Origin of the sequence: Endozoicomonas sp. ALD068, assembly GCF_049310145.1 — a bacterium.
Classification (GTDB): domain Bacteria; phylum Pseudomonadota; class Gammaproteobacteria; order Pseudomonadales; family Endozoicomonadaceae; genus Endozoicomonas_A.
Window position 1 is genome coordinate 936,236 of sequence record NZ_JBLYNU010000004.1, and the last position, 20,223, is coordinate 956,458.

The following is a 20,223-nucleotide window of genomic DNA, read 5'->3' on the forward strand; positions in this document are numbered from 1 at the left end:
ATCATCGAATTGAACTTCTCTTAGTGATTAGAGAGTGACAATTCTCAGGAGTTCTACGCCCTCGTCGTATTGTTAGGCGTTCTGACCTTATAGTCAGAAAATAAAAGATTTGGAAAACAGGATGATTGGAAGAATTCGGGGCCTTCTGGCTGACAAACAGCCCCCTCATTTGCTGATAGAGACCCATGGTATCGGGTATGAAGTGGAAGCTCCGATGTCGGTTTTTTATAAACTGCCGGACGTTGGTCAGGAGGTCGTGTTATATACCCACTTTGTAGTGCGCGAAGATGCTCAGCTCCTATACGGTTTTAGCAATCGTGATGAGCGGGAGTTGTTTAGAACTCTGATCAAGGTCAATGGGGTTGGTCCCAAGCTCGGACTGACCCTGTTGTCCGGTATAGAAGCTGATGCTTTTGTGCGCTGTGTGCAGGAAGGTGATAGTGCCACTTTGGTGAAGTTGCCGGGTGTGGGTAAAAAAACAGCCGAGCGGCTGATTGTTGAAATGAAAGATAAGCTGGATCGTTGGCAGTCAGCACCTCTGCTGGAAGGTAAGCCTCTGGTTGCCGGTGGCGAAATGGCTGCCGAAGCAAAAGATATTGAACAGGAAGCCGTCAGTGCTCTGGTGGCTCTGGGTTATAAACCCCAGGAAGCCGGCAAAGTCATTGGTAAGTTGCTCAAGGATGGCATGACCAGTGAAGAGCTGATTCGTCAGGCTCTGAAAAGTATGATCTGATAACACCGCGTCTTATTTAAAAGGTGAGACGATTGAGTCTCACCTGCTTGTCTGCTTTGTAGTTTACCGGATGAACTTCCTGACCGAGTCAACGCAGATGGCTGCCGTTGCCAGCCAGATAAAGCTATAGCTGAGCCACTGCTGTAAGGTGAAGACTTCTCCGAGAACGGTGACAGCCACCACAAATATCAAAGCAGGCTCCAGGTAGCTCAACAGGCCAAACAAACTGACAGACAGATGCCTGGAGGCGTTGATGTAGCAGATCAGTGACAGGCTGCAGAGTAGCCCCAGACCTGGCAGCAGATACCAAAGAGTGACGGAATGGGTCAGGTTTTGCATAAAACTCTGATCACTCATCAGTATGAAAATACCAGCCGGAAGGAACAACAGGTGCTCAAAAAGCAGGGCTGGCAAGGTATCGACCTGCAAAGGTTTACGGATGATGAAATACACCGGATAAAGTCCGGCCACTGCCAGGCTGACCCAGGGTAATGAGCCCTGTTGCCAAATCATGGCAAGCACGCCTAATGACGCGGACCCCATGGCAAAGTAATGAGCCTTGTTCAGTCTCTCGTTAAATACCAGCTTGCCGGTTAATGCCAGGGTGAGTGGCAGCAAAAAATAGCCAAGGGAGAGATCCTGTGTTTTATCATTCACGGGGCCCCAGACAAACAGCCACCACTGAAAGCCAACAATCAAACCACCCAGGGATAGCATCAGCACAGTTTTCCGGCAGAGAAAAACCGCCCTGAAGCCCCGGAGCCGGTCCATGCGATAGCAGACCATTGTCAGGCAGAGAGCGCTGAAAATGACCCTGTTCCAGAACAGGGTATTTCCGGACAGCTTAATAAACTGTACATAAATGGGCACAAGCCCGAACATCACGGAGGCCATGACCGAGTTAGTCAGGCCTTTTCCAGAAACCAAATGTGTATTCATTCTGAGTACTTCCTTTAATCAGAATTTAAAACAGAGAGTATAGGAGTCCGATGACTCCGAAGTTTAAAAGGTAATGCACCCCCGGGCAGCTAAGTGCTCGCAAGTGCTCTTTTTACGTTCAGAGTGCTTGGACGATTAAATGTAGCGTTTTGTTCCCAAAGCTGGATTATTTTTTTAACAGACTGGAGATGGTACGCTGAGAGTAATGGTAGACGAGCTAGAACATGATTGAAGCAGATCGATTGATATCCTCCTCAGAACGCCCTCTGGAAGAGGTGCTGGATCGGGCTATTCGCCCGGTAAAACTGGCTGATTATGTGGGACAGCCAAAAGTCAGGGAGCAGATGGAAATTTTTATCCAGGCTGCAAGACTTCGTAATGATGCCCTTGATCATACCCTTATATTCGGACCTCCGGGGCTGGGTAAAACCACGCTTTCCCACATCCTTGCCAATGAGATGGGCAGCAATATTCGAACGACTTCTGGCCCGGTGCTGGAAAAAGCGGGTGACCTGGCAGCTCTTCTGACCAATCTTGAGCCCAATGACATTCTGTTTATTGATGAAATTCACCGCCTCAGTCCGGTAGTGGAAGAAGTATTGTATCCGGCGATGGAAGATTATCAGCTGGACATCATGATCGGTGAAGGCCCTGCTGCGCGATCTATCAAGCTGGACCTGCCTCCCTTTACCTTGGTGGGAGCGACAACCAGGGCGGGTCTGCTGACGTCTCCGCTCCGGGATCGTTTTGGTATTGTACAGAGGCTGGAGTTTTATAATATTGAGGACCTGACTTATATCGTAGAACGTTCTGCCGGAATTCTCGGGGTGGGGATTGATAAGGAAGGTGCAGGAGAGATTGCCCGACGCTCCAGAGGAACGCCCAGAATTGCCAACCGATTGCTGAGAAGGGTGCGTGATTTTGCCGAAGTAAAGGGGAATGGTGTGATCCACAAGGAGACGGCCGATGCCGCATTGAATATGCTGGATGTTGATGCCAGCGGTTTTGATCATATGGACAGACGGCTGCTGTTGGCCATGATCGAAAAGTTTGATGGTGGGCCGGTCGGGGTAGACAGTCTGGCGGCTGCCATCAGTGAGGAGAGGGATACCATCGAAGATGTCCTGGAGCCTTATCTTATTCAACAGGGCTATATGATGAGAACCCCCAGAGGGCGGATGGTCACCAAGCACGCATACTTGCATTTTGGGCTTGACTACCGGATAGAAGAATAAGTCTTTCCGGTTTAATATCTGGATCGTTCTTTTGAAAAACGAGTGGCTAAGGAAACGCTGATGCTCATGAGAATTTTGGGAATCTACTGTCTATTTGTTCTGTCGCTCACTGCTCTGAGTGGTTGTCAGACTATTACTACGGAAGCGGCGCCAATGCGTCCAGGGCTCTACTCTGCACCTTTCTCTGTCTCGGAGGCAAGTTGCTCGCAGGTGCTTCATGGTTCCAGCCAGCTGCCGATTGATCTGTATCATGCCGGAGTCTGCTTCGAGCAGGGAGTGGGTACAACAGCTTCCTTAGCCCAGGCTGTTGAGCGTTACTCCATGGCGGCTCGATGGGGGATTCCGGAAGCCACCCAAGCCTTGAAACGTTTGCACAAACCCGTTCCAGCTCCTGATTTGCTGCAACGCAGAACAGAGCAGGAACAACGCCTGAACAAGCAGAGACTGGATGAGGAAAAACTCAATAAAGGCTCCTATCCTCCGCCTCATAATTTCCCTCATTGTGGTCGTTCATCGTGTTATTAACTTGCCAGGGTATCGGCGTCTCTGGCAGTCTCTGATCTGGTTTAATGTTATGTGTACTGCTCTGTGACTGATACCTTTTCTATTCCCATTCGAGTCTATTATGAAGATACCGATGCCGGCGGCATCGTATATCACGTCAATTACCTGAAGTTTATGGAGCGAGCCAGAACCGAATATCTGCGAACTACCGGTTATGACCACCAGAAGTTGTTGAAGGAAAAGAAGCAGCTGGTAGTGGTTGATGCTTCTGTTCAGTTCAAACACATTGCCCGGTTGGATGACTCTCTTAACGTGACTGTCGCAGTTGAAAGTATGGGTAAAGCCAGGATGGTTTTTCTGCAACAGTGTTTTCGTGAAGGTCTTTTGATATGTGAAGGTCGGTTTGTGGTGGCTTGCCTGAACAGTCAGAGCAGAAAACCCACAGCGATTACAGAATCCTTACGGAATAAATTAAGTCCTGACAGCAATTCGCCCTGAGATTGGTGGTACTATCCATAACTGCCTGTTTATCATGAAAATGCAGTCACAGCGTCTGGCCCGATTCCAGAATGATTGTCGATGATCATTTCTCTAACAAGTATTAATCAAATTAAAAGCGAGGTTTTCAGTGGCAGATAGCATGTCCATTTGGTCACTGGTAGGCAATGCCAGTTGGATCGTTTTACTGGTGCTGATACTGCTGGTGGTGGCATCTGTTGTTTCCTGGGTGATGATCGTTCAGCGTGGCGTACTCATTCGTTCCGCTCAACGCAATATGACGGCCTTTGAAGATCGCTTCTGGTCGGGGATGGATCTGACCCAGCTCTATAAAGAGCTGGACAAAGAAGAAGACCTGGGTGGTCTGGAATTGGTTTTCCGTTCAGGCTTTAGTGAGTTTTCCCGCATGCGTTCTCAGGGTACTGGAGAGGCTGATGCTGTCATGGAAGCCACACAGAGAGCCATGAGAGTGGCCATCTCCCGTGAGCAGGAAAAACTGGAAACGCATCTGCCCTTTCTGGCCAGTGTCGGTTCGACCTGTCCTTATGTTGGTCTGTTCGGTACCGTAGTCGGCATTATGAACTCTTTCCGTGGGCTGGCAAATGTGCAGCAGGCCACTCTGGCATCGGTTGCTCCTGGTATTGCTGAAGCCCTGATGACGACAGCGGTTGGTCTGGTAGCTGCGATTCCTGCGGTGGTAGCTTATAACCGTTACGCATCCAGAGTGGAAGCCCTGCTGTCGAACTACGAGACCTTTGCGGATGAATTTTCCAGTATTCTTCATCGTAAGGTTCACAGTCGTCACAGTGCAGGCTAAGGGAGCGAGTAAAAAAATCATGGCTCGATCCAGAACCCGGCGCAAGCCGATGTCAGAAATCAACATGGTGCCGTTTATCGACATCATGATGGTCATGCTGGTGGCCTTTATGGTCAGTGCCCCGATGCTGACTCAGGGGGTAAAGGTAGAACTTCCGAAGGCAACCAGTAATCCGATGCCACTGCCTGATGATGCCAAGACTCTGATTATCTCTGTCCAGTCCGATGGCAAGTTCTTTATTGATCTGGGCGGTCATCAGGAAAGTGCCAAAGGAATGGATGAAATCAGTGAGAAGGTAGGTAAGGTTCTTTCTGCCAGTCCCGAGACCCGGGTGTTGATAAAGGGGGATCGTAAAGTTGACTATGGCTCAGTGGTTGAGCTGATGGCCAGATTACAGGGAGTAGGTGTTAATGATGTGGGATTGATTACAGATCCTGCGTTGCTCAATGAACGGACGAAGCGCTGATGATAGAAAGTGTTATCCCCTGGTTTGACTGTCAGTCAGAACAAATCATGATCATGGTGTTGTGGAACGCAGGGCTGTAATGAAGAAAATTCCATTGATCGGTGCTTTATTGAATCATAAGCTTTTTCAGGGTTACGGGTTTGCAGTGGTGTTTTCCTTACTGCTGCACGTTCTGATACTGGGTCTGGTGTCCTGGGACTGGTCAACTGCAGATGAGTTGAGGATTGTAGCGCCAAAAAGTATCAAAGCCAGTGTCGTTGAAATTGCCCAGCCAAAGCCAATACCGCCAGCGCCCAAGCCTGTTGTAGACAACTCGGCACAAAAAGCTCGTGAGCTTGCTGCTCAGAAGCGCAAAGAAGAAGCCCGCCGACAGGCAGAAATTAAAAAACAGAAAGAGCTGGCTCTGAAAAAAGAGCATGCAGCCAAAGAGAAAGCAAAAAAGGAAAAAGCAGCTCGTAAAGAACAAGAGCGACAGCAGCGTCTGGCTGAAGAAAACAGGAAGAAAAAGCAACAGGAAGCGTTACTCAGACAGCTTGAGCAGGAGCGGGTTGCCCGTGAACAGGCTCAGGCAGTTGCTGCCGAGCAGGCAGAACAAGAGGCTGGAGAAGTAGCTTACTACTCCGAACTGCTGAAAAACCTTATTGCCCGGAACTGGAACCGACCGCCCAGTGCCCGTAACAATATGGTGGCTCTGGTTCAGCTCAGTCTGTCGCCTTTTGGTGACTTGCTGGAAGTAAGGTTGCTTGAAGGCAGTGGTAATGATGCCTATGATCGTTCTGTCGTACAGGCGATACAGAGGGCGGCGCCTTTTCCTGAATTGAAAAAGCTGGAACGGCGTGTGTTCGATAATAAATTCAAGCGCATTAACTTTAGGTTCAGGCCAGAGGATCTGGTGAGATGAAGCAACAACTGCAATGGTTTTCTGCCGGATTGTCGGGCAGCTTTAAAAGTAAGCAGACTGTCTTCAGGGAAGACACCTGTCGTCGTGTTTACCTATTAATCTCTTCTGCAATATTTTCATGGTTCCGAAGTAGGAGCGTTTTGGTCTCATCTCTGTTTGTTGCCCTGCTGTTATCAATGCAGAGTGCTCAGGCCATTCTCACAATCGAAGTAACCCAGGGTAATGACAAGGCCGTCAAGGTGGCAGTACCACCCTTCAGCTGGAATGGTAAGAAAATTCTGCCCGAAGATATGGCTTCTGTTGTAGAAGATAACCTTCATTTCAGCGGCCTGTTTGCAGCTTTGCCCAGAAAGGATATGCTCAGCTTTCCATCCAGTGCCAAAGATGTTGTTTACCGTGACTGGAATATACTGGGTGCTTCCTACCTGGTTACCGGAGAGGTTAAACAGGAAGGCAATACGTTTGAAGTGGACTATCAGCTGTTTGATATTGTTCGCCAGAAAAGCATTATGAAAGGCAGGGTTCGAGGCGATGAAAGTCAGCTGCGCGGGTTGGCTCATCATATCAGTGATGCGATATACGAAAAGATCACCGGTATTCCCGGCGATTTCTCGACCCGAATCATGTATGTCACTGCTGATCGTAAAAGTGCTGAACATACGGATTACAGTCTAAACTATGCCGATGCCGATGGTCAGCGCCAGCGCGAGATACTTCGTTCAAGAGAGCCTATACTGTCACCGAGCTGGTCACCCGACGGCAGTCGTGTTGCCTATGCTTCTTTTGAAACCGGTCGTCCGGCTATCTATATTCAGGAACTGGCTACCGGTAAACGTCAGAAGATAACTGACTTCAAAGGGTTGAACAGCTCTCCGGTATTTTCTCCTGATGGCAGGCAGTTGGCACTGGTTCTGTCCAAGGAGCAGAATCCGGACATTTATGTGATGGATCTGGCCACTGACAAACTCAGTCAGATTACATCACATTTCTCGATTGATACTGAGCCAGACTGGATGCCAGATGGGAAAAGTCTGATCTTTACATCTAACCGGGGAGGCAGTGCCCAGATTTATCAGATCGGTCTTGACAGGTTGTCGAACGGTACTGTGGTTGCTGAAGGCAAACCTAAACGGCTGACGTTTACTGGTAAATTCAATGCCCGTGCTAAAGTATTCCCTGATGGTAAATCTCTGGCACTAGTCCATAAAGGTCAGGGAGCCACAGAATTTAACATCGCCATTCTGGATCTTGATACTGGACGACTGCGTCAGCTTACGTCTGCCCGGTTGGAAGATTCGCCCAGTGTTTCCCCTGGGGGCCGTCGTCTAATCTATGCGGTATCGGGAGGCAAAAACGGGGAGCTTGGCATTGTTACAGCGGATGGTCGGGTAAAATATCGCTTGCCATCGGCGGAGGGTGATGTCAGAGAGCCGGTTTGGGGGCCATCAATAGCTACACAGCGCTAAATCGGGTTGGATTGGTTCGCTGGAGTCAGTCGAACTTGGCATTCGAGCATAAAATTCAGTAGAGTGAGCCAGCTCTTCAAATGGTCTTGTGCGAATAGTTAATTTATTCAATCAAATTCATCTGTAGCGCTGGACGCTCTTTCCGGATTTCAGGCCGAAGAAGTTGCAAGTTCAGCTGACCCCCTTGGTATTCGGGCTAGTCCGGAGTCTGCAGTTCTGATACTGTACTGCATCAATCAATACATTGATTTTGATTTACCAACATTGAACGAACAATTGGAGCTTGTCATGCGTTTTGCCAATTTTGTCAAAGCCACCGCACTCACTGCCACTGCACTCTGGCTGGCTGGTTGTGCCTCTACAGGTGGTCAGAGTACTTCTGATGTTGAATCTAACACTGACTTCGCGACTGAAGAAGTTGTGATTGAAACCTTCCCTGCTTATAGCCCTGCTGTTCAAGCCGTAATTGATAGCGGTGAGATTCAGGCTACCCCTGAAGAGATCGAACAATTGCTGGCGCATAAAACTTATCACTTTGCTTTTGACAGCTCTAAGCTGAAAGAGAGCGATTATAAGGCTCTGGACGTACAGGCTATTTATCTGAATTCCTCTGAAGGCCGTGGCAAGAAAATCACCATTCAGGGTAATACGGATGAGCGCGGAACTCGCACATATAACCTGGCTCTGGGCGAGCGTCGTGCTAATGCAGTTAAGAACTACCTGGTCAGCAAGGGTGTATCTCCAAGCCGCATTGAAGTGATTAGCTTTGGTTTTGAGAAGCCTCTGGACCCGGCTCACAATGCAACTGCCTGGGCTATGAACCGTCGTGCTCACATTGTGATCAACTGATGGCCATAGTTTTAGAAAAATATTGATTTCATAATGCAGCCATGGCCCATTCACTGGTGCAAAGCCCTTGGGTGGGCAGCATTTCAGACTCATGGCTGCCCGACAGGGAATGAGACTGAATGCCTCTGAAACGATCTGTTTGCTCTGCTTTTGTTGTTGTCGGCCTGGCCTCTTATGTTCAGGCAGAGGTGCCGGTGGTGGACTCCCAGCCTTCTGGAAATGCTTATTCTGTCAAGAGTTCACAAACTCGTGAATCGACTTCAGTGGCATCATCGGCAGGAGGTACTGCCCACTTATTGAACCTGGTGGATGAGCTTCGTCAGGAGACCATGACCCTCAGAGGGCAGTTGGAAGAGCAGGCTTATCAGATCAGGCAGCTGCAGAAAGAGAACCGGGAGCGTTACCTGGATCTTGATCAGCGCATTTCTCGTCTGGGTGACTCTTCTGGTGAGGCGCCTGCTGCCGCAGGAGGCGCTTCAAACTCCCCGGTGACTTTACCTGCTATCGGTAACAAGCCTTCAGTGTCTGAGACTGGTGCCCGCGAGGAAGCTGCTTATCAGGCTGCTTTCTCCCTGATCAAGGACAAGCGTTTTGATGAGGCTATTACGGCCTTGAAAAAGTTGTTGAAAGACTATCCCAAAGGTCAGTTTTCGGATAATGCCCAATACTGGTTAGGTGAAGTTCAGATGGCTCAGGGCAAATACAAGGAAGCTCTGGGCGACTTTCAGTCTCTGATTGACAATTATCCGGACAGTCCGAAAGTATCTGACGCTACCTACAAGCTGGGTCGTATTCTTGATTTGCAAGGCGAAAAAGACGCTGCCAGGAAACACCTTGAATCAGTGATCAGTCAATACCCCGGCAGTGCTGCTGCCCGATTGTCAGATACCTATCTCAGGAATATGTCCGATTCCTGATTAATTCTGCCTGCCTCCGGGTGGGCGTCGACTCTGTTTGGGTATTTCATCCATTTCCTGTTTTCTCCCTTGAGGGGATCTTGCATTCTGCTCGGGCAGTTAAACCAAAATTGACTTAAGTAGGATGGGCTCCTAGTATTGCCGACCTGAATGTCTGGTGAGAGCTCAATGACTGCTGATACCCTCAGAATTACTGAAATTTTTCACTCCCTGCAGGGAGAGTCCCGTACCTCGGGCCTGCCTACAGTGTTTGTCCGTCTGACGGGCTGTCCACTTCGTTGTGTCTGGTGTGATACCGAGTACTCATTTCACGGTGGCACCCGTATGTCTCTCGACGAGATCATAAAGGAGGTAGACGACTATGGCGCTAAATATGTCTGTGTAACAGGCGGTGAACCTCTTGGGCAGCCAAATTGTCTGCCTCTGCTTGAGCAGCTGGTAGACAAAGGCTATGAAGTATCACTGGAAACCAGTGGTGCTCTGGATGTTTCCCTGGTGGATGAGCGAGTGGTCAAAGTGCTCGACCTCAAGCCACCGGCATCTGGTGAAAGTCACAGGAATCTGTACGAGAATATTGAACACCTTACCGCTAATGACCAGGTTAAGTTCGTCATTGCCAATCGGGAAGATTATGAGTGGTCGGTCAGTAAAATGTTGCAGTACAACCTTGCGGGCCGGGTGTCAGATGTACTGTTTTCTCCCGTCAACGACCAGTTGGCTCCTGATCGGCTGGCTGACTGGATCATCTCAGACAAGCTTCCGGTTCGGTTTCAGGTGCAATTACATCGCGTGATCTGGGGCGACAAAGCCGGTGTTTGAGTCAAAATCCTAATCAGGTAGGCTGCAAGCTATTTAAGTTAACTCGTAAGCGTTTTATAACAGTCTGGTCAGCGCTGGATCGTCGATTGTCGCGAGCGTCGCTGTAACCCTCGACTTGGCCGCATTTATAGAAAAGCAGGCCATGAGCGAAGAAAAATAGGAATAAAGAGCATGACAAAAAAAGCAGTCATTTTACTGTCCGGTGGTCTGGATTCTTCCACAGTACTCGCCATTGCCAGAGATCAGGGATATGAGTGCTATACCGTCAGCTTTGATTACGGTCAGCGACACAGAGCAGAACTCGAAGCCTCTATTCGTGTTTCTGAGGCATTGGGTGCCAGGGATCATAAAACCCTGAAACTGGACTTGCGTGATCTTGGTGGCTCTGCTTTGACAGATGATGATATTGATGTCCCTGAGGATCTGGGCGAGGGTATCCCTGTAACTTATGTACCAGCACGAAATACTGTATTTCTTTCTCTGGCACTGGGTTGGGCTGAAATTCTCGGTGCCCGGGACATTTTCATTGGCGCTAATGATGTAGATTATTCCGGCTATCCGGATTGTCGTCCTGAGTACCTCGAGGCTTTCGAGAAAATGGCTAACCTGGCCACCAAAGCGGGAGTTGAAGGGGATCACTTTCATATCCGCGCTCCACTGCTGGAGCTGACCAAGGCTGAGATCATAAAGGAAGGCAGTCGTCTGGGGGTTGATTACGGGATGACCGTTTCTTGTTATCAGGCTGACGAACAAGGTCGCGCCTGTGGTGTCTGTGACAGCTGCCGCTATCGTAAAAAGGGCTTTGCCGAAGCCTCTGTCGCCGACCCAACGCCTTATGTAGAATCTTGAGTGATCCAACCTGACCGCTGAACGTTTGCAGGTCTGTTCAAGTTCATACTGTCGTTCTCAAGCCAGTCCTGAGTAAGGCAGTCAGGAGATCTATTGCATCTTGAACAGTTTTTCAGGCACTCTGAAGAAGATAACATCAGTGCTTCTTGGCTTGGGAAAATTGGCACCATTATCGCCAACCAGAACCAGTAGCCTGCTGTCGTCAGTCCCGTGAGGTCCAATCGTCACCCCTTCGATATTGATTCTTTTAAAGTCCGGGAAGGTTTTTTCAAAATCCCGGGTGCTCAGCAGAAGCTTCTTTCTCAGTAAGGGCAGAGACGTATTAGCAGTCTCTTTCGGTTGCTCTTCTGGACAGGTGCATTTATTGCCCTGGGTTGGGGGAAGAGGGTTATCCAGATCAACCAGATAAACTTCCGTGTATGTATAGTTTACGGTTTTTCTGTCGGCTTTCCTGATGAAATTTTTTTCGATGACAAGAAACTGGTGATTGTTGACGGCCTGGGCGTCGCTGATGCTCTGTACAATGACGTCTACCTCGGGGTTGTAAAGCTCTGCAGGAACAGAAGTGGGCTGATAGTGGTATTGAATGTCTGGTTTCACAGAAGCTGAAACCTGATGGACCGCTTCAGCCATTGAGAAACGCAATACCCGACCAGGTACAGGGCCTTTATGATGTTGTTCATCCTGAAGAATCCCCTGTTCAGATATAGCAAGATAATCAGGGGTTCCCGGAAGGTGGATGACAGTTTCGAAGCCCCGGTTTCGCTTGACCCCCTTTTTATTGGGGTCTTCACTGTGCCAGTTGAACTGAGTGTCATAGATGCCGGGTACCCAGTGAGGTATCTTCCAGTCAAAGCGCCAGCCGATATTGGAAAATTCTCTGGGGTATTGGTATGCGCCCAGAAGAGATCCGTCTCTTCCTACTTTCAGAAGAGAGCTGTGAATATTCCATCCAGGGAATCGAATCCAGGGGCAGACCAGGTTGAACAGAAAGGTCGCGTTTTGTTCCGAAGCGACCAGAAAAGCACTGTCGCCAAGAAAGTCAAAGCCTTCTGTATCAATATGCCCATGGGTTGTCCAAAAAACAGAGTCATTAGGTTCAATGACAACTTCTCTGACCCGTCTGCCAGACTCTTGCAGGAAAGTACCTTTGCTTTTTGGAATGCCTTTCCTGGTAATCAGGGTTTCTTCCGGGATGAGATAGTATCGGGGCAAGCCGTTTTTGTTGTAATAGTTGGGAATGGCCCCGGTATCATCTGAAAGCAGAATGAATTGATTGTAGGCTTTGTCGTAACGGATGGAAGAAATTCCCAGGATTGGCTGATCTTCACTGTAATCCAGCTTTTTACTGCCGAGAAGCATTACTCCGTTCTGGCTGGCAATGGCAGCTTCAGAGGATAACAAAGCGTAGGTAAAAAAAAGGGAGAGAGGCCATAATCCTTTGGATGACATGAGGCTACCTTAGTTAAAGGAGGTTTATAGAAACTGGTATAATCCTAGTCTAAATTCAGGACGTTACCGGAGGGTCAACTGGTCAGTTTTAGTGGAATACTTCAGGGTTGGAATCATTCGCAGATGAGTATTCAGTGACTAAACAGATGCGTTAGCGCCTGATACCTGACAGGCAGGGAAGGCTGAAGAAAAAACTTGCAAGATTTAACCGACTGAGTAATATGGCGCCGCGTCGGGTCGTTAGCTCAGTTGGTAGAGCAGTTGGCTTTTAACCAATTGGTCGTAGGTTCGAATCCTACACGACCCACCAACTCCTCTTCTCTTTTTCCCGGCTGTCTGAATCTTTCATTTGTGTTAAAATCGCGTGGATTTGCCTAATAATGTCTTCTAGAGACTTTCAGAACAATTTTTATGAGTGTACTTAGTGATAGAGCATTTGTTCAGGAGCATCTCGGTAGCGCACCCGTTCAGGGCCTGGACGAAGCAAAAGAGCAAGCACTGAAGCAGAAAGTGCGAGAGCTTCTGGAACAGGAAAACGCTGTTCTTGTTGCTCATTATTACACTGACCCTGTCGTTCAGGCGCTGGCCGAAGAAACCGGTGGTTATGTAGCGGACTCCCTGGAAATGGCTCGCTTTGGACGTGATCACTTTGCGGATACTCTGGTCGTTGCTGGCGTTCGCTTTATGGGTGAGACTTCCAAGATTCTCAGCCCTCAAAAACGTGTTCTGATGCCAACGCTGGAGGCAGAGTGCTCTCTTGATCTTGGCTGTCCGGTCGATGAGTTTTCGGCTTTTTGTGATCAGCACCCCGATCGTGAAGTGGTTGTCTATGCCAATACATCTGCGGCGGTAAAAGCACGGGCTGACTGGGTTGTGACTTCCAGTTGTGCTGTGGACATCGTTGAGCATCTGATGGATCAGGGCAAAAAAATCATCTGGGGGCCGGATAAATATCTGGGCAGTTACATCCAAAAGAACACCGGGGCAGACATGCTGCTCTGGAACAGTAGCTGTATCGTTCATGAAGAGTTCAAGGCCAGGGGTATTGAAGACCTCAAACGGGTTTACCCGGATGCTGCGATTCTTGTGCACCCTGAATCACCAGACTCTGTTGTCCAGGTGGCAGACGTCGTTGGTTCTACCAGCCAATTGCTGAAAGCCTCTCAGGAAATGCCAAACTCAACCTTTATCGTGGCAACGGATCGAGGTATTTTCTACAAAATGCAACAGGCTTCCCCAGACAAGTCTTTTGTAGAAGCTCCAACTGCGGGTAGCGGTGCTACCTGCAAGAGTTGTGCCCATTGTCCGTGGATGGCAATGAACTCTCTGGAAGCACTGGTTCAGTGTCTGGAAAAACCAGGCAAGTTGAATCTGGTGAATGTCGATGATGAGTTGCGAGAGAAGTCTCTGATTCCTCTGAATCGTATGCTCGACTTCACGGCATCACTATCAGCCTGAGGTATGGCCGCCGACAATGACGGCCTTTTCTGATCAGCTTTTTTCAAGTTTCTTACGATATTCGAATATGTCGTTTAACTTTTTGTCGATCTTGGCTCTCAGGGCGTAATTATCTCCCACCATTTTTCGAGCAAACTGAAGGTGCTTGATGGCATCGTCAAGATTGCCTGTTAAGAAGAAGTACTCTGCCCGAGCCTGGTGTAAGCCCAGAATGTCATCGGACTGACCCTGGGCTTCCGCCAGTTCATACCAGATATCCGGGTCGTCGGGTCGACTGCGACTCAGTTTCAGAAGAAGGTCTCTGGCTTCGCTGAATTTTTTTGCCTGAATCAGAATATCCGCTTTGGTCGCCATCAACGGATAGTTATCCAGATGAATTGAAAGCGCCGCATCCAGTCGTTTAATCGCTTCATCGGATTTTCCGGTAACTGATTCGAGTCTGGCCTGAGCCATAATCAAATGCAGGTTGCGAGGGTGTTTCTTCAGCAGCGCAGTCAGTTCTTTTTCTGCTGTTTTGTAATCTCGTGCTTCAATGCTCGCCAGTGCAAGACCATAGCGGGTAATGTCTTCCGAGCTGGTATGACTGGACTCCAGCTCCTTCTGTAACTGATGTGCGTAACGGGCCGGATCTTCGGTGCTGAGTACGAACAGTCTCATTCGAATTAAAGAATAATCAAGGCTGCTGCCCTGGGAACCCTTGGAAGGCAATTGTGCAGCTCTGGCTCTGGAGTCTGAAATACGGTTGTCGGTAACAGGGTGCGTCAGTAGAAACTCCGGAGGTCTGCTTTGATAACGCCTGGACTTGTTCATGTTCTCAAATATTTCAGGCATGGCCTGAGGATCAAAGCCCGCCCTGGCAAGAGTCAGAATGCCAATATTGTCTGCTTCGCGCTCAAATTGTCTGCTGAAGCGCAAACGACTGGACTGGATGCCGGCCATCGTTGTTGATAGTGCTGCGGCACCTACTTCAGTTCCTGCTGTTGCCATCAGGACAACCGATGCAAGAACAGCGGCAGCGGTCGGCAGGCTCTTGTTTTTGGCGTCTTCAACATTTCGGGCGTAATGGCGCTGGCTCAGGTGTGCTAATTCGTGAGCGAGTACGGCAGCAAATTGAGCTTCTGTGTCCGCGTTGAAGAACAGTCCGGAGTTGACGCCGATGATTCCGCCCGGTGCTGCAAAAGCGTTCAATACGCTACTGTCTATCACTATGGTGTTTAATCGGTGATCTTTAATCTCACTGAATTCAGCCAGGCGATAGGTGAGTCTTTCGAGGTATTCCTTGACCTCGGGGTCACTCACCGTACGGGTTCGGCTACGTATATATTTCAGATAAGTCTGTCCCAGCTCATACTCCTGTTGAGGCGAGACGACTGCGGAGGTGCTGTCCCCCAGTCTGGGCAGTTCAATTGGGGCCGCGCTTACCACTGCGGAAGAAGTTCCGAGCCAGGTGCTTAGCAGGGCTGCCATCAGGAAACCCGGTTGCTTCATAGAATATCCATACTCGTATAATCTGCGGTACACTGTATCGTCATAGAGGTGCTGGCTCAAACAGCCGTGAAAAAAAACATAGTATTTTACGGCCTCCTTACCTTTCGGGTGAGGCCGGAAGTGCGTTTATCATGACTGGCAACTTCTGGCGATGGAAAGAGCAGTCATCTCTCTATTCTACAGGTCAGCGACGTTTGCACCAGAGCCTTTTAGTGAGAGTCGGGTGTGGTAACAACTTGCCTGCCGTTTTTGGGCAAGTGTATGCATGGCACTTGGAAACATTTTTACACTGTAAGCGCTTTACTGGTTTATTAATTATCAGTCAGTGCAGCATAACATTGGCAGCAGAGTTCCTGTACAGCTGAATTTCAGCTTCGCTGAGGGAGAATGAGTTTCATTATGATAGAAGTGGATGTTGAACTGGATCTGAAGGGAATGAGTTGTCCGCTCCCTCTGCTCAAAGCCAAGCAGGCGCTCAGTAAAATGGATCAGGGCGAAGTGTTGCGGATTCAGGCCACAGATCCGGGCTCGGTTCGGGATTTTGCCAGCTTTGCCTGCATCAGTGGTCATAAACTGTTGGCCAGTGATGAAGCTTCAGGGGTATTTATCTTTACTCTCGAGCATAAATAAGATCGGATTGTTAATATCCCGAGCCTGACTGACAATAGACAACCTGGTCAGTTTTCTGAGTAAGTCATAAGGAAGAAAATATGCTGGATATCATCAGGGATTGGCTGAACCGTTACCTGTCAGATCATGAGGCTCTGGTGCTACTGTTGATGCTGGTGACCGGGTTTTTGGTCATCATCTTTATGGGGAATATGTTGGCCCCGCTGCTGGCGGCAATGGTATTGGCCTTTTTGATGCAAGGTGTGGTGAACTTACTCGAAAAATGGGGGGTACCCCATCTCCTGGCCGTCAGCCTCATTTTCACTCTCTTTATGGCGGTTCTGCTTATTTCAATATTCCTGTTGATTCCATTGATCTGGCAGCAAGTCACCGGCTTACTGAATGAGCTGCCGAATATGGTGAGGCAGGGACAGATGATTCTGAAAGAATTGCCAGAGCTCTATCCAGCCTTTATTTCGGAATCCCAGACAGCGGCTCTCAGTAGTGCTATCAATATGCATCTGGCCAAGTTCGGACCCTGGGCGTTGTCGTTCTCTATCTCCAGGTTGCCTGGTGCCCTGGGTATCCTGGTTTATCTGATTCTGGTGCCCATCCTGGTATTCTTTTTTCTTAAGGATAAAACTGAACTGCTCGGCTGGATTGGTAACCGCTTACCTATGCGGCGTCGCCTGATTATTCAGGTGGCGGATGAAATGAATGACCAGATTGCCAACTACATACGGGGTAAGGTTATTGAAATTTTGATTGTTGGTGGAGTCAGTTTTGTGGCTTTTGCCTGGCTGGGGTTGAACTATGCCGTTCTGCTGTCTGTGCTGGTGGGCTTTTCAGTAGTGGTTCCCTATATCGGTGCCACTGTGGTTACCATTCCTATTGCCCTGATTGGTCTGTTTCAATGGGGTGTGGGACATGAGTTCATGATGCTGATGATTGTGTACGGCATCATTCAGGCTCTGGATGGCAATGTTCTGGTTCCCCTGCTGTTTTCCGAGGCGGTTAACCTGCACCCGGTTGCTATTATTGTTGCGGTTCTGGTGTTTGGGGGAGTCTGGGGCTTCTGGGGAATATTCTTTGCTATTCCGCTGGCGACCCTGCTAAAGGCAGTGATGAATGCCTGGCCCAGTGTGCATGATGTGGAAAAGGTCAGCTAGCTTTTCATCAATACAACGAAACCGGTCCATCTGATTATCATTGGAATATTTCTTTGAGGGCCATCACGGATAGATGGCCCGTTTGGATGATTAACCCAGTGCCTGAGTAGCCTGTAGAACGTCTTCTACATGGTTTTTGATCCGTACCTTACGCCACTCGTGTTGCAGGGTGCCCTCACGATCAATGAGGAACGTGCTGCGCTCAATTCCCATGTACTCTTTGCCGTACATATTCTTTAACTTGATGACATCAAACAGTTTGCAGAGTTCTTCGTCCGGATCGGAGATCAGCTCGAACGGGAACTCATGTTTAGCCTTGAAATTTTCGTGAGATTTCAGGCTGTCACGGGAGACACCGAAAATCAGGGTGTCAGCTTCCTGAAATTCCTGGAACAGATCCCGGAAAGTCTGGCCTTCACTGATGCAGCCCGGAGTGTTGTCTTTGGGGTAGAAATAGATGACGACCTTCTTGCCTTTCAGTTCGGACAGGGTGACGGTGGTGTTATTGGTTGCCTGGGCGGTGAATTCCGTAACGGGTTGGCCTAGGGTAAAACTCATTGTTCTTCCTTCGATTCTCTTGTCTTTGATAGTAAGTCTGAATAGTAAACGGTTGTCTCTGCTTCAGCTGGCTTTAATAGATGTCAGAATTTTATATTCAGCCACAAAAACGGCCAGATCAACAGATTGTTTTCAGATGCAGCGAACCTGTAGCATAGTGCGAATGACTGACAATGGTCTATAAAGCTGGACTGAGTCGGGCAGAATGTCAACGCTGCTCTTGTTAATGCCGGTGCGCGTCAGTAACATTATGCACAGCTTATGACTGATCTCTTGGAGTGGATAGATGATTACCGGTAGCCTTGTAGCGCTTGTGACCCCGATGCAGGACGATGGAGAGCCGGACTGGGAACGTCTCCAGAAACTGGTTGAATTTCATATAGAGGAAGGTACTGATGGCATCGTGGCAGTGGGTACTACCGGAGAATCTGCTACTCTGACCGTGCAAGAACACTGCGAAGTGATTAAACGGATTGTCAGACAGGTTAGTGGCCGTATTCCGGTGATTGCCGGTACCGGAGGAAATTCTACCCAGGAAGCTGTTTTATTGACAGCAGAGGCAAAAATCCTGGGAGCTGATGCCTGCCTGCTGGTGACTCCTTATTACAACAAGCCAACCCAGGAAGGTTTGTACCTGCATTATAAAACCATTGCTGACTCTGTGGCCATTCCTCAGATTCTCTATAATGTACCCGGTCGTACCGCCGTGGATATGTTGCCTGAAACTGTGGCGCGTCTTTCCGGTCACGAAAATATCGTGGGTATAAAAGAAGCCACCGGCATTGTCGAGCGTGGCATCCAGATTCGTGAACTGTGCGGTAATGACTTTGCTATATACTCCGGTGATGACGCTACCGGCATGGAGATGATGTTGCAGGGCGCTAACGGTGTTATTTCTGTAACCAATAATCTGGCTCCTCGGAAAATGCATGAAATGTGTGTAGCGGCTCTTAATGGAGATCGCGCTACAGCCGAGGCGATTAACGCTAAACTGGACGGATTGCATCAGAATCTGTTTGTTGAGGCGAATCCGATTCCTGTGAAATGGGCGTTGTCGGAAATGGGACTGATTGGAGAGGGCATACGCCTGCCACTGACGCCCTTGTCCGAAGGTTGCCACCCGGTTCTACGTGAAGCCTTGAAGCAGGCTGAACTGATTTAATTATTCAAGGGACCAGGCGTTGAGCCTGATCCCGGCACCTGATTATGACTGAACCCGGGAAACGAAGGTATCATCCGGGGGATTGTTATGGAGCTTTTCAGAATGGAGATCGTATGTCGCGAGTGATGAAAACCTTGCCGGTTATGGCCTGTGCTCTGGCACTGGCAGGTTGTTCCAATCCATTCGGCAAGGAGGGTTATTTCCGGGATAAATCCGGTGATTATACTCAGGCACGGGTGACCAGGTCGCTGGAAATACCTGAGCAGATGAATGCAGAGCCCATGGTGGAATCCTTGTCTATTCCGCCCATTTCTGCGGACCACTCGCAACTGGAATCCGATTTTGATGTGCCCAGACCTGACCAGCGCCTGACTCAGGAAGCAGGTGGCGTCTATACCATCGAAAGGGCAGGTGATGAAGAGTGGTTGCTGGTGGGGCATTCGCCCGGTGAAGTCTGGCCAAAAGTTCTGGCTTTCCTGGAAGAAAACAACATTCCGGCCAGATCCCGGGATGTCAAACAGGGCGTTCTTGAAACAGAGTGGACTGATCTGGGCAAAGACCCGGAAAAAGGTTATGTCTCCCGTGCCTTCAGTAAGTTGATGGGTGCTGAGGTGACCGGTCCTGTTGAAGATCGTTTCCAGTTCGAAGTGCGCCAGGGTGTGAAACCAGATTCCTCTGAGGTGCGTTTGAAGATCAAGTCTCGCGCCGTTCCTGAAGAAGGCCAGAGAATCACCACTGAGCCAGGGTGGAACAACTTTGCTGGGCGCAGTCAGAAGATGGTTGACAGTATATTGAATGAACTGCTGCTGTTCATGGTGCGTGATGGCAGTGAAAAATCCGTCTCTTATCTGGCTCAGGATCTGAATCTGGGCAACCTGGCTGTTATGGAGCAGGACGGTGCTGGTAATCCGCTACTGAGAATGGATCAGCTCTCCTATGCCCGTAGCTGGTCTGCTGTTGATGCTGCACTGCAACAGGCTGGGGTGGATGTGACCGATAAGAACCGCTCCGCAGGTATTTTCTACCTGCAGGTAGATCCTGAAGGAGTGGTCAAAAAAGACAAAGAATCCAGTGACTGGTTCAGTGGTTGGTTTGGCGGCGATGAAAAGAAAGAGGCACCCAAGGATGTTCTGTTAATGAGAGTTTCAGAATTGAATGGGGTCGTCAGGGTCTCGGTAGAAAAGGATGCCAATACCTCAGCACCTGCCGAGATCAGTCGTAAGTTGCTGAATCTTGTGAAGGAAAACCTCAAATAGGGTAGAATCGCATTGTAAAAGCCAGTCTCCATGACTGGCTTTTTTGTTTTGTTTGCCAGGCAACGAAACAGTTCCATG

21 protein-coding genes and 1 tRNA gene are annotated in these 20,223 nt (G+C 49.1%); 18 read left to right on the forward strand and 4 right to left on the reverse strand.

Annotated elements, in window-relative coordinates; all coding sequences use genetic code 11:
- Positions 1 to 121 precede the first annotated feature (121 nt).
- Positions 122 to 733 (forward strand): Holliday junction branch migration protein RuvA, encoded by a 612-nt coding sequence (gene ruvA, locus ACO6V5_RS02700; RefSeq protein WP_422134461.1) that lies wholly within the window; start codon positions 122 to 124, stop codon positions 731 to 733.
- Positions 734 to 796: 63 nt separating this feature from the next.
- Here the strand turns inward: ruvA and rarD are convergent, their stop codons facing one another.
- Positions 797 to 1,672, reverse strand: a complete 876-nt coding sequence (gene rarD, locus ACO6V5_RS02705) for an EamA family transporter RarD (protein WP_422134460.1) — start codon at positions 1,670 to 1,672, stop codon at positions 797 to 799.
- Positions 1,673 to 1,896: 224 nt separating this feature from the next.
- Between rarD and ruvB the strand changes: the two genes are divergently transcribed.
- The 11 genes from ruvB (at position 1,897) to queC (ending at position 10,993) form a co-directional block, all read left to right on the forward strand.
- Complete coding sequence (gene ruvB / locus ACO6V5_RS02710; protein ID WP_422134459.1) at positions 1,897 to 2,907, forward strand: Holliday junction branch migration DNA helicase RuvB; 1,011 nt, start codon at positions 1,897 to 1,899, stop codon at positions 2,905 to 2,907.
- A 60-nt stretch (positions 2,908 to 2,967) separates the two neighbouring features.
- The gene (locus ACO6V5_RS02715) at positions 2,968 to 3,432 is read left to right on the forward strand and encodes a hypothetical protein (protein WP_422441893.1); all 465 of its coding nucleotides are present in this window, start codon (positions 2,968 to 2,970) and stop codon (positions 3,430 to 3,432) included.
- Positions 3,433 to 3,495: 63 nt separating this feature from the next.
- Positions 3,496 to 3,909 (forward strand): tol-pal system-associated acyl-CoA thioesterase, encoded by a 414-nt coding sequence (ybgC, locus tag ACO6V5_RS02720; RefSeq protein WP_422134457.1) that lies wholly within the window; start codon positions 3,496 to 3,498, stop codon positions 3,907 to 3,909.
- 142 nt (positions 3,910 to 4,051) lie between these two features.
- On the forward strand, positions 4,052 to 4,726 hold the full coding sequence (gene tolQ / locus ACO6V5_RS02725; protein ID WP_422134456.1) for a protein TolQ: 675 nt from the start codon (positions 4,052 to 4,054) through the stop codon (positions 4,724 to 4,726).
- A gap of 19 nt (positions 4,727 to 4,745) precedes the next feature.
- Positions 4,746 to 5,192: a protein TolR gene (gene tolR, locus ACO6V5_RS02730; protein WP_422134455.1), complete on the forward strand. Its 447-nt coding sequence runs from the start codon at positions 4,746 to 4,748 to the stop codon at positions 5,190 to 5,192.
- Positions 5,193 to 5,271: 79 nt separating this feature from the next.
- Complete coding sequence (locus tag ACO6V5_RS02735; RefSeq protein ID WP_422134454.1) at positions 5,272 to 6,093, forward strand: energy transducer TonB; 822 nt, start codon at positions 5,272 to 5,274, stop codon at positions 6,091 to 6,093.
- Positions 6,090 to 7,559, forward strand: a complete 1,470-nt coding sequence (gene tolB, locus ACO6V5_RS02740) for a Tol-Pal system beta propeller repeat protein TolB (protein ID WP_422134453.1) — start codon at positions 6,090 to 6,092, stop codon at positions 7,557 to 7,559. The genes ACO6V5_RS02735 and tolB overlap by 4 nt, the downstream gene beginning before the upstream one ends.
- 288 nt (positions 7,560 to 7,847) lie before the next feature.
- Positions 7,848 to 8,408 carry an OmpA family protein gene (locus ACO6V5_RS02745; RefSeq protein WP_422134452.1) on the forward strand — a complete coding sequence of 187 codons (561 nt, stop codon included), beginning with the start codon at positions 7,848 to 7,850 and terminating at the stop codon, positions 8,406 to 8,408.
- Positions 8,409 to 8,527: 119 nt separating this feature from the next.
- Complete coding sequence (gene ybgF / locus ACO6V5_RS02750) at positions 8,528 to 9,325, forward strand: tol-pal system protein YbgF (RefSeq protein ID WP_422138446.1); 798 nt, start codon at positions 8,528 to 8,530, stop codon at positions 9,323 to 9,325.
- 168 nt (positions 9,326 to 9,493) lie between these two features.
- The gene (gene queE, locus ACO6V5_RS02755; RefSeq protein ID WP_422134450.1) at positions 9,494 to 10,144 is read left to right on the forward strand and encodes a 7-carboxy-7-deazaguanine synthase QueE; all 651 of its coding nucleotides are present in this window, start codon (positions 9,494 to 9,496) and stop codon (positions 10,142 to 10,144) included.
- Positions 10,145 to 10,315: 171 nt separating this feature from the next.
- Positions 10,316 to 10,993, forward strand: coding sequence for a 7-cyano-7-deazaguanine synthase QueC (queC, locus tag ACO6V5_RS02760; RefSeq protein ID WP_422134449.1), 678 nt, complete (start codon positions 10,316 to 10,318; stop codon positions 10,991 to 10,993).
- A 90-nt stretch (positions 10,994 to 11,083) separates the two neighbouring features.
- On the opposite strand, the gene ACO6V5_RS02765 is transcribed toward queC, so the two are convergent.
- Positions 11,084 to 12,445, reverse strand: a complete 1,362-nt coding sequence (locus ACO6V5_RS02765; protein ID WP_422134448.1) for an esterase-like activity of phytase family protein — start codon at positions 12,443 to 12,445, stop codon at positions 11,084 to 11,086.
- Between the two features lie 234 nt (positions 12,446 to 12,679).
- On the opposite strand from ACO6V5_RS02765, the gene ACO6V5_RS02770 reads away from it, so the two are divergent.
- Positions 12,680 to 12,755: transfer RNA gene (locus ACO6V5_RS02770), tRNA-Lys, on the forward strand.
- Positions 12,756 to 12,856: 101 nt separating this feature from the next.
- Entirely contained in the window at positions 12,857 to 13,903 is a 1,047-nt protein-coding gene (nadA, locus tag ACO6V5_RS02775; RefSeq protein WP_422134447.1) for a quinolinate synthase NadA, read from the forward strand.
- Between the two features lie 33 nt (positions 13,904 to 13,936).
- Here the strand turns inward: nadA and ACO6V5_RS02780 are convergent, their stop codons facing one another.
- Positions 13,937 to 15,391 carry a M48 family metalloprotease gene (locus tag ACO6V5_RS02780; protein WP_422134446.1) on the reverse strand — a complete coding sequence of 485 codons (1,455 nt, stop codon included), beginning with the start codon at positions 15,389 to 15,391 and terminating at the stop codon, positions 13,937 to 13,939.
- 387 nt (positions 15,392 to 15,778) lie between these two features.
- On the opposite strand from ACO6V5_RS02780, the gene ACO6V5_RS02785 reads away from it, so the two are divergent.
- Together ACO6V5_RS02785 and ACO6V5_RS02790 are read left to right on the forward strand one after the other, a co-directional pair.
- The gene (locus tag ACO6V5_RS02785; RefSeq protein ID WP_422134445.1) at positions 15,779 to 16,021 is read left to right on the forward strand and encodes a sulfurtransferase TusA family protein; all 243 of its coding nucleotides are present in this window, start codon (positions 15,779 to 15,781) and stop codon (positions 16,019 to 16,021) included.
- An 80-nt stretch (positions 16,022 to 16,101) separates the two neighbouring features.
- A complete protein-coding gene (locus ACO6V5_RS02790; RefSeq protein WP_422134444.1) occupies positions 16,102 to 17,169 on the forward strand; it encodes an AI-2E family transporter in 1,068 nt (355 codons plus the stop codon).
- A 90-nt stretch (positions 17,170 to 17,259) separates the two neighbouring features.
- Here ACO6V5_RS02790 and ACO6V5_RS02795 read toward each other — a convergent pair whose 3' ends face one another.
- A complete protein-coding gene (locus tag ACO6V5_RS02795) occupies positions 17,260 to 17,727 on the reverse strand; it encodes a peroxiredoxin (protein ID WP_422134443.1) in 468 nt (155 codons plus the stop codon).
- Between the two features lie 286 nt (positions 17,728 to 18,013).
- On the opposite strand from ACO6V5_RS02795, the gene dapA reads away from it, so the two are divergent.
- Together dapA and bamC are read left to right on the forward strand one after the other, a co-directional pair.
- A complete protein-coding gene (gene dapA / locus ACO6V5_RS02800) occupies positions 18,014 to 18,889 on the forward strand; it encodes a 4-hydroxy-tetrahydrodipicolinate synthase (RefSeq protein ID WP_422134442.1) in 876 nt (291 codons plus the stop codon).
- 113 nt (positions 18,890 to 19,002) lie between these two features.
- Positions 19,003 to 20,145, forward strand: coding sequence for an outer membrane protein assembly factor BamC (bamC, locus tag ACO6V5_RS02805; RefSeq protein ID WP_422412284.1), 1,143 nt, complete (start codon positions 19,003 to 19,005; stop codon positions 20,143 to 20,145).
- Positions 20,146 to 20,223: the final 78 nt, after the last annotated feature.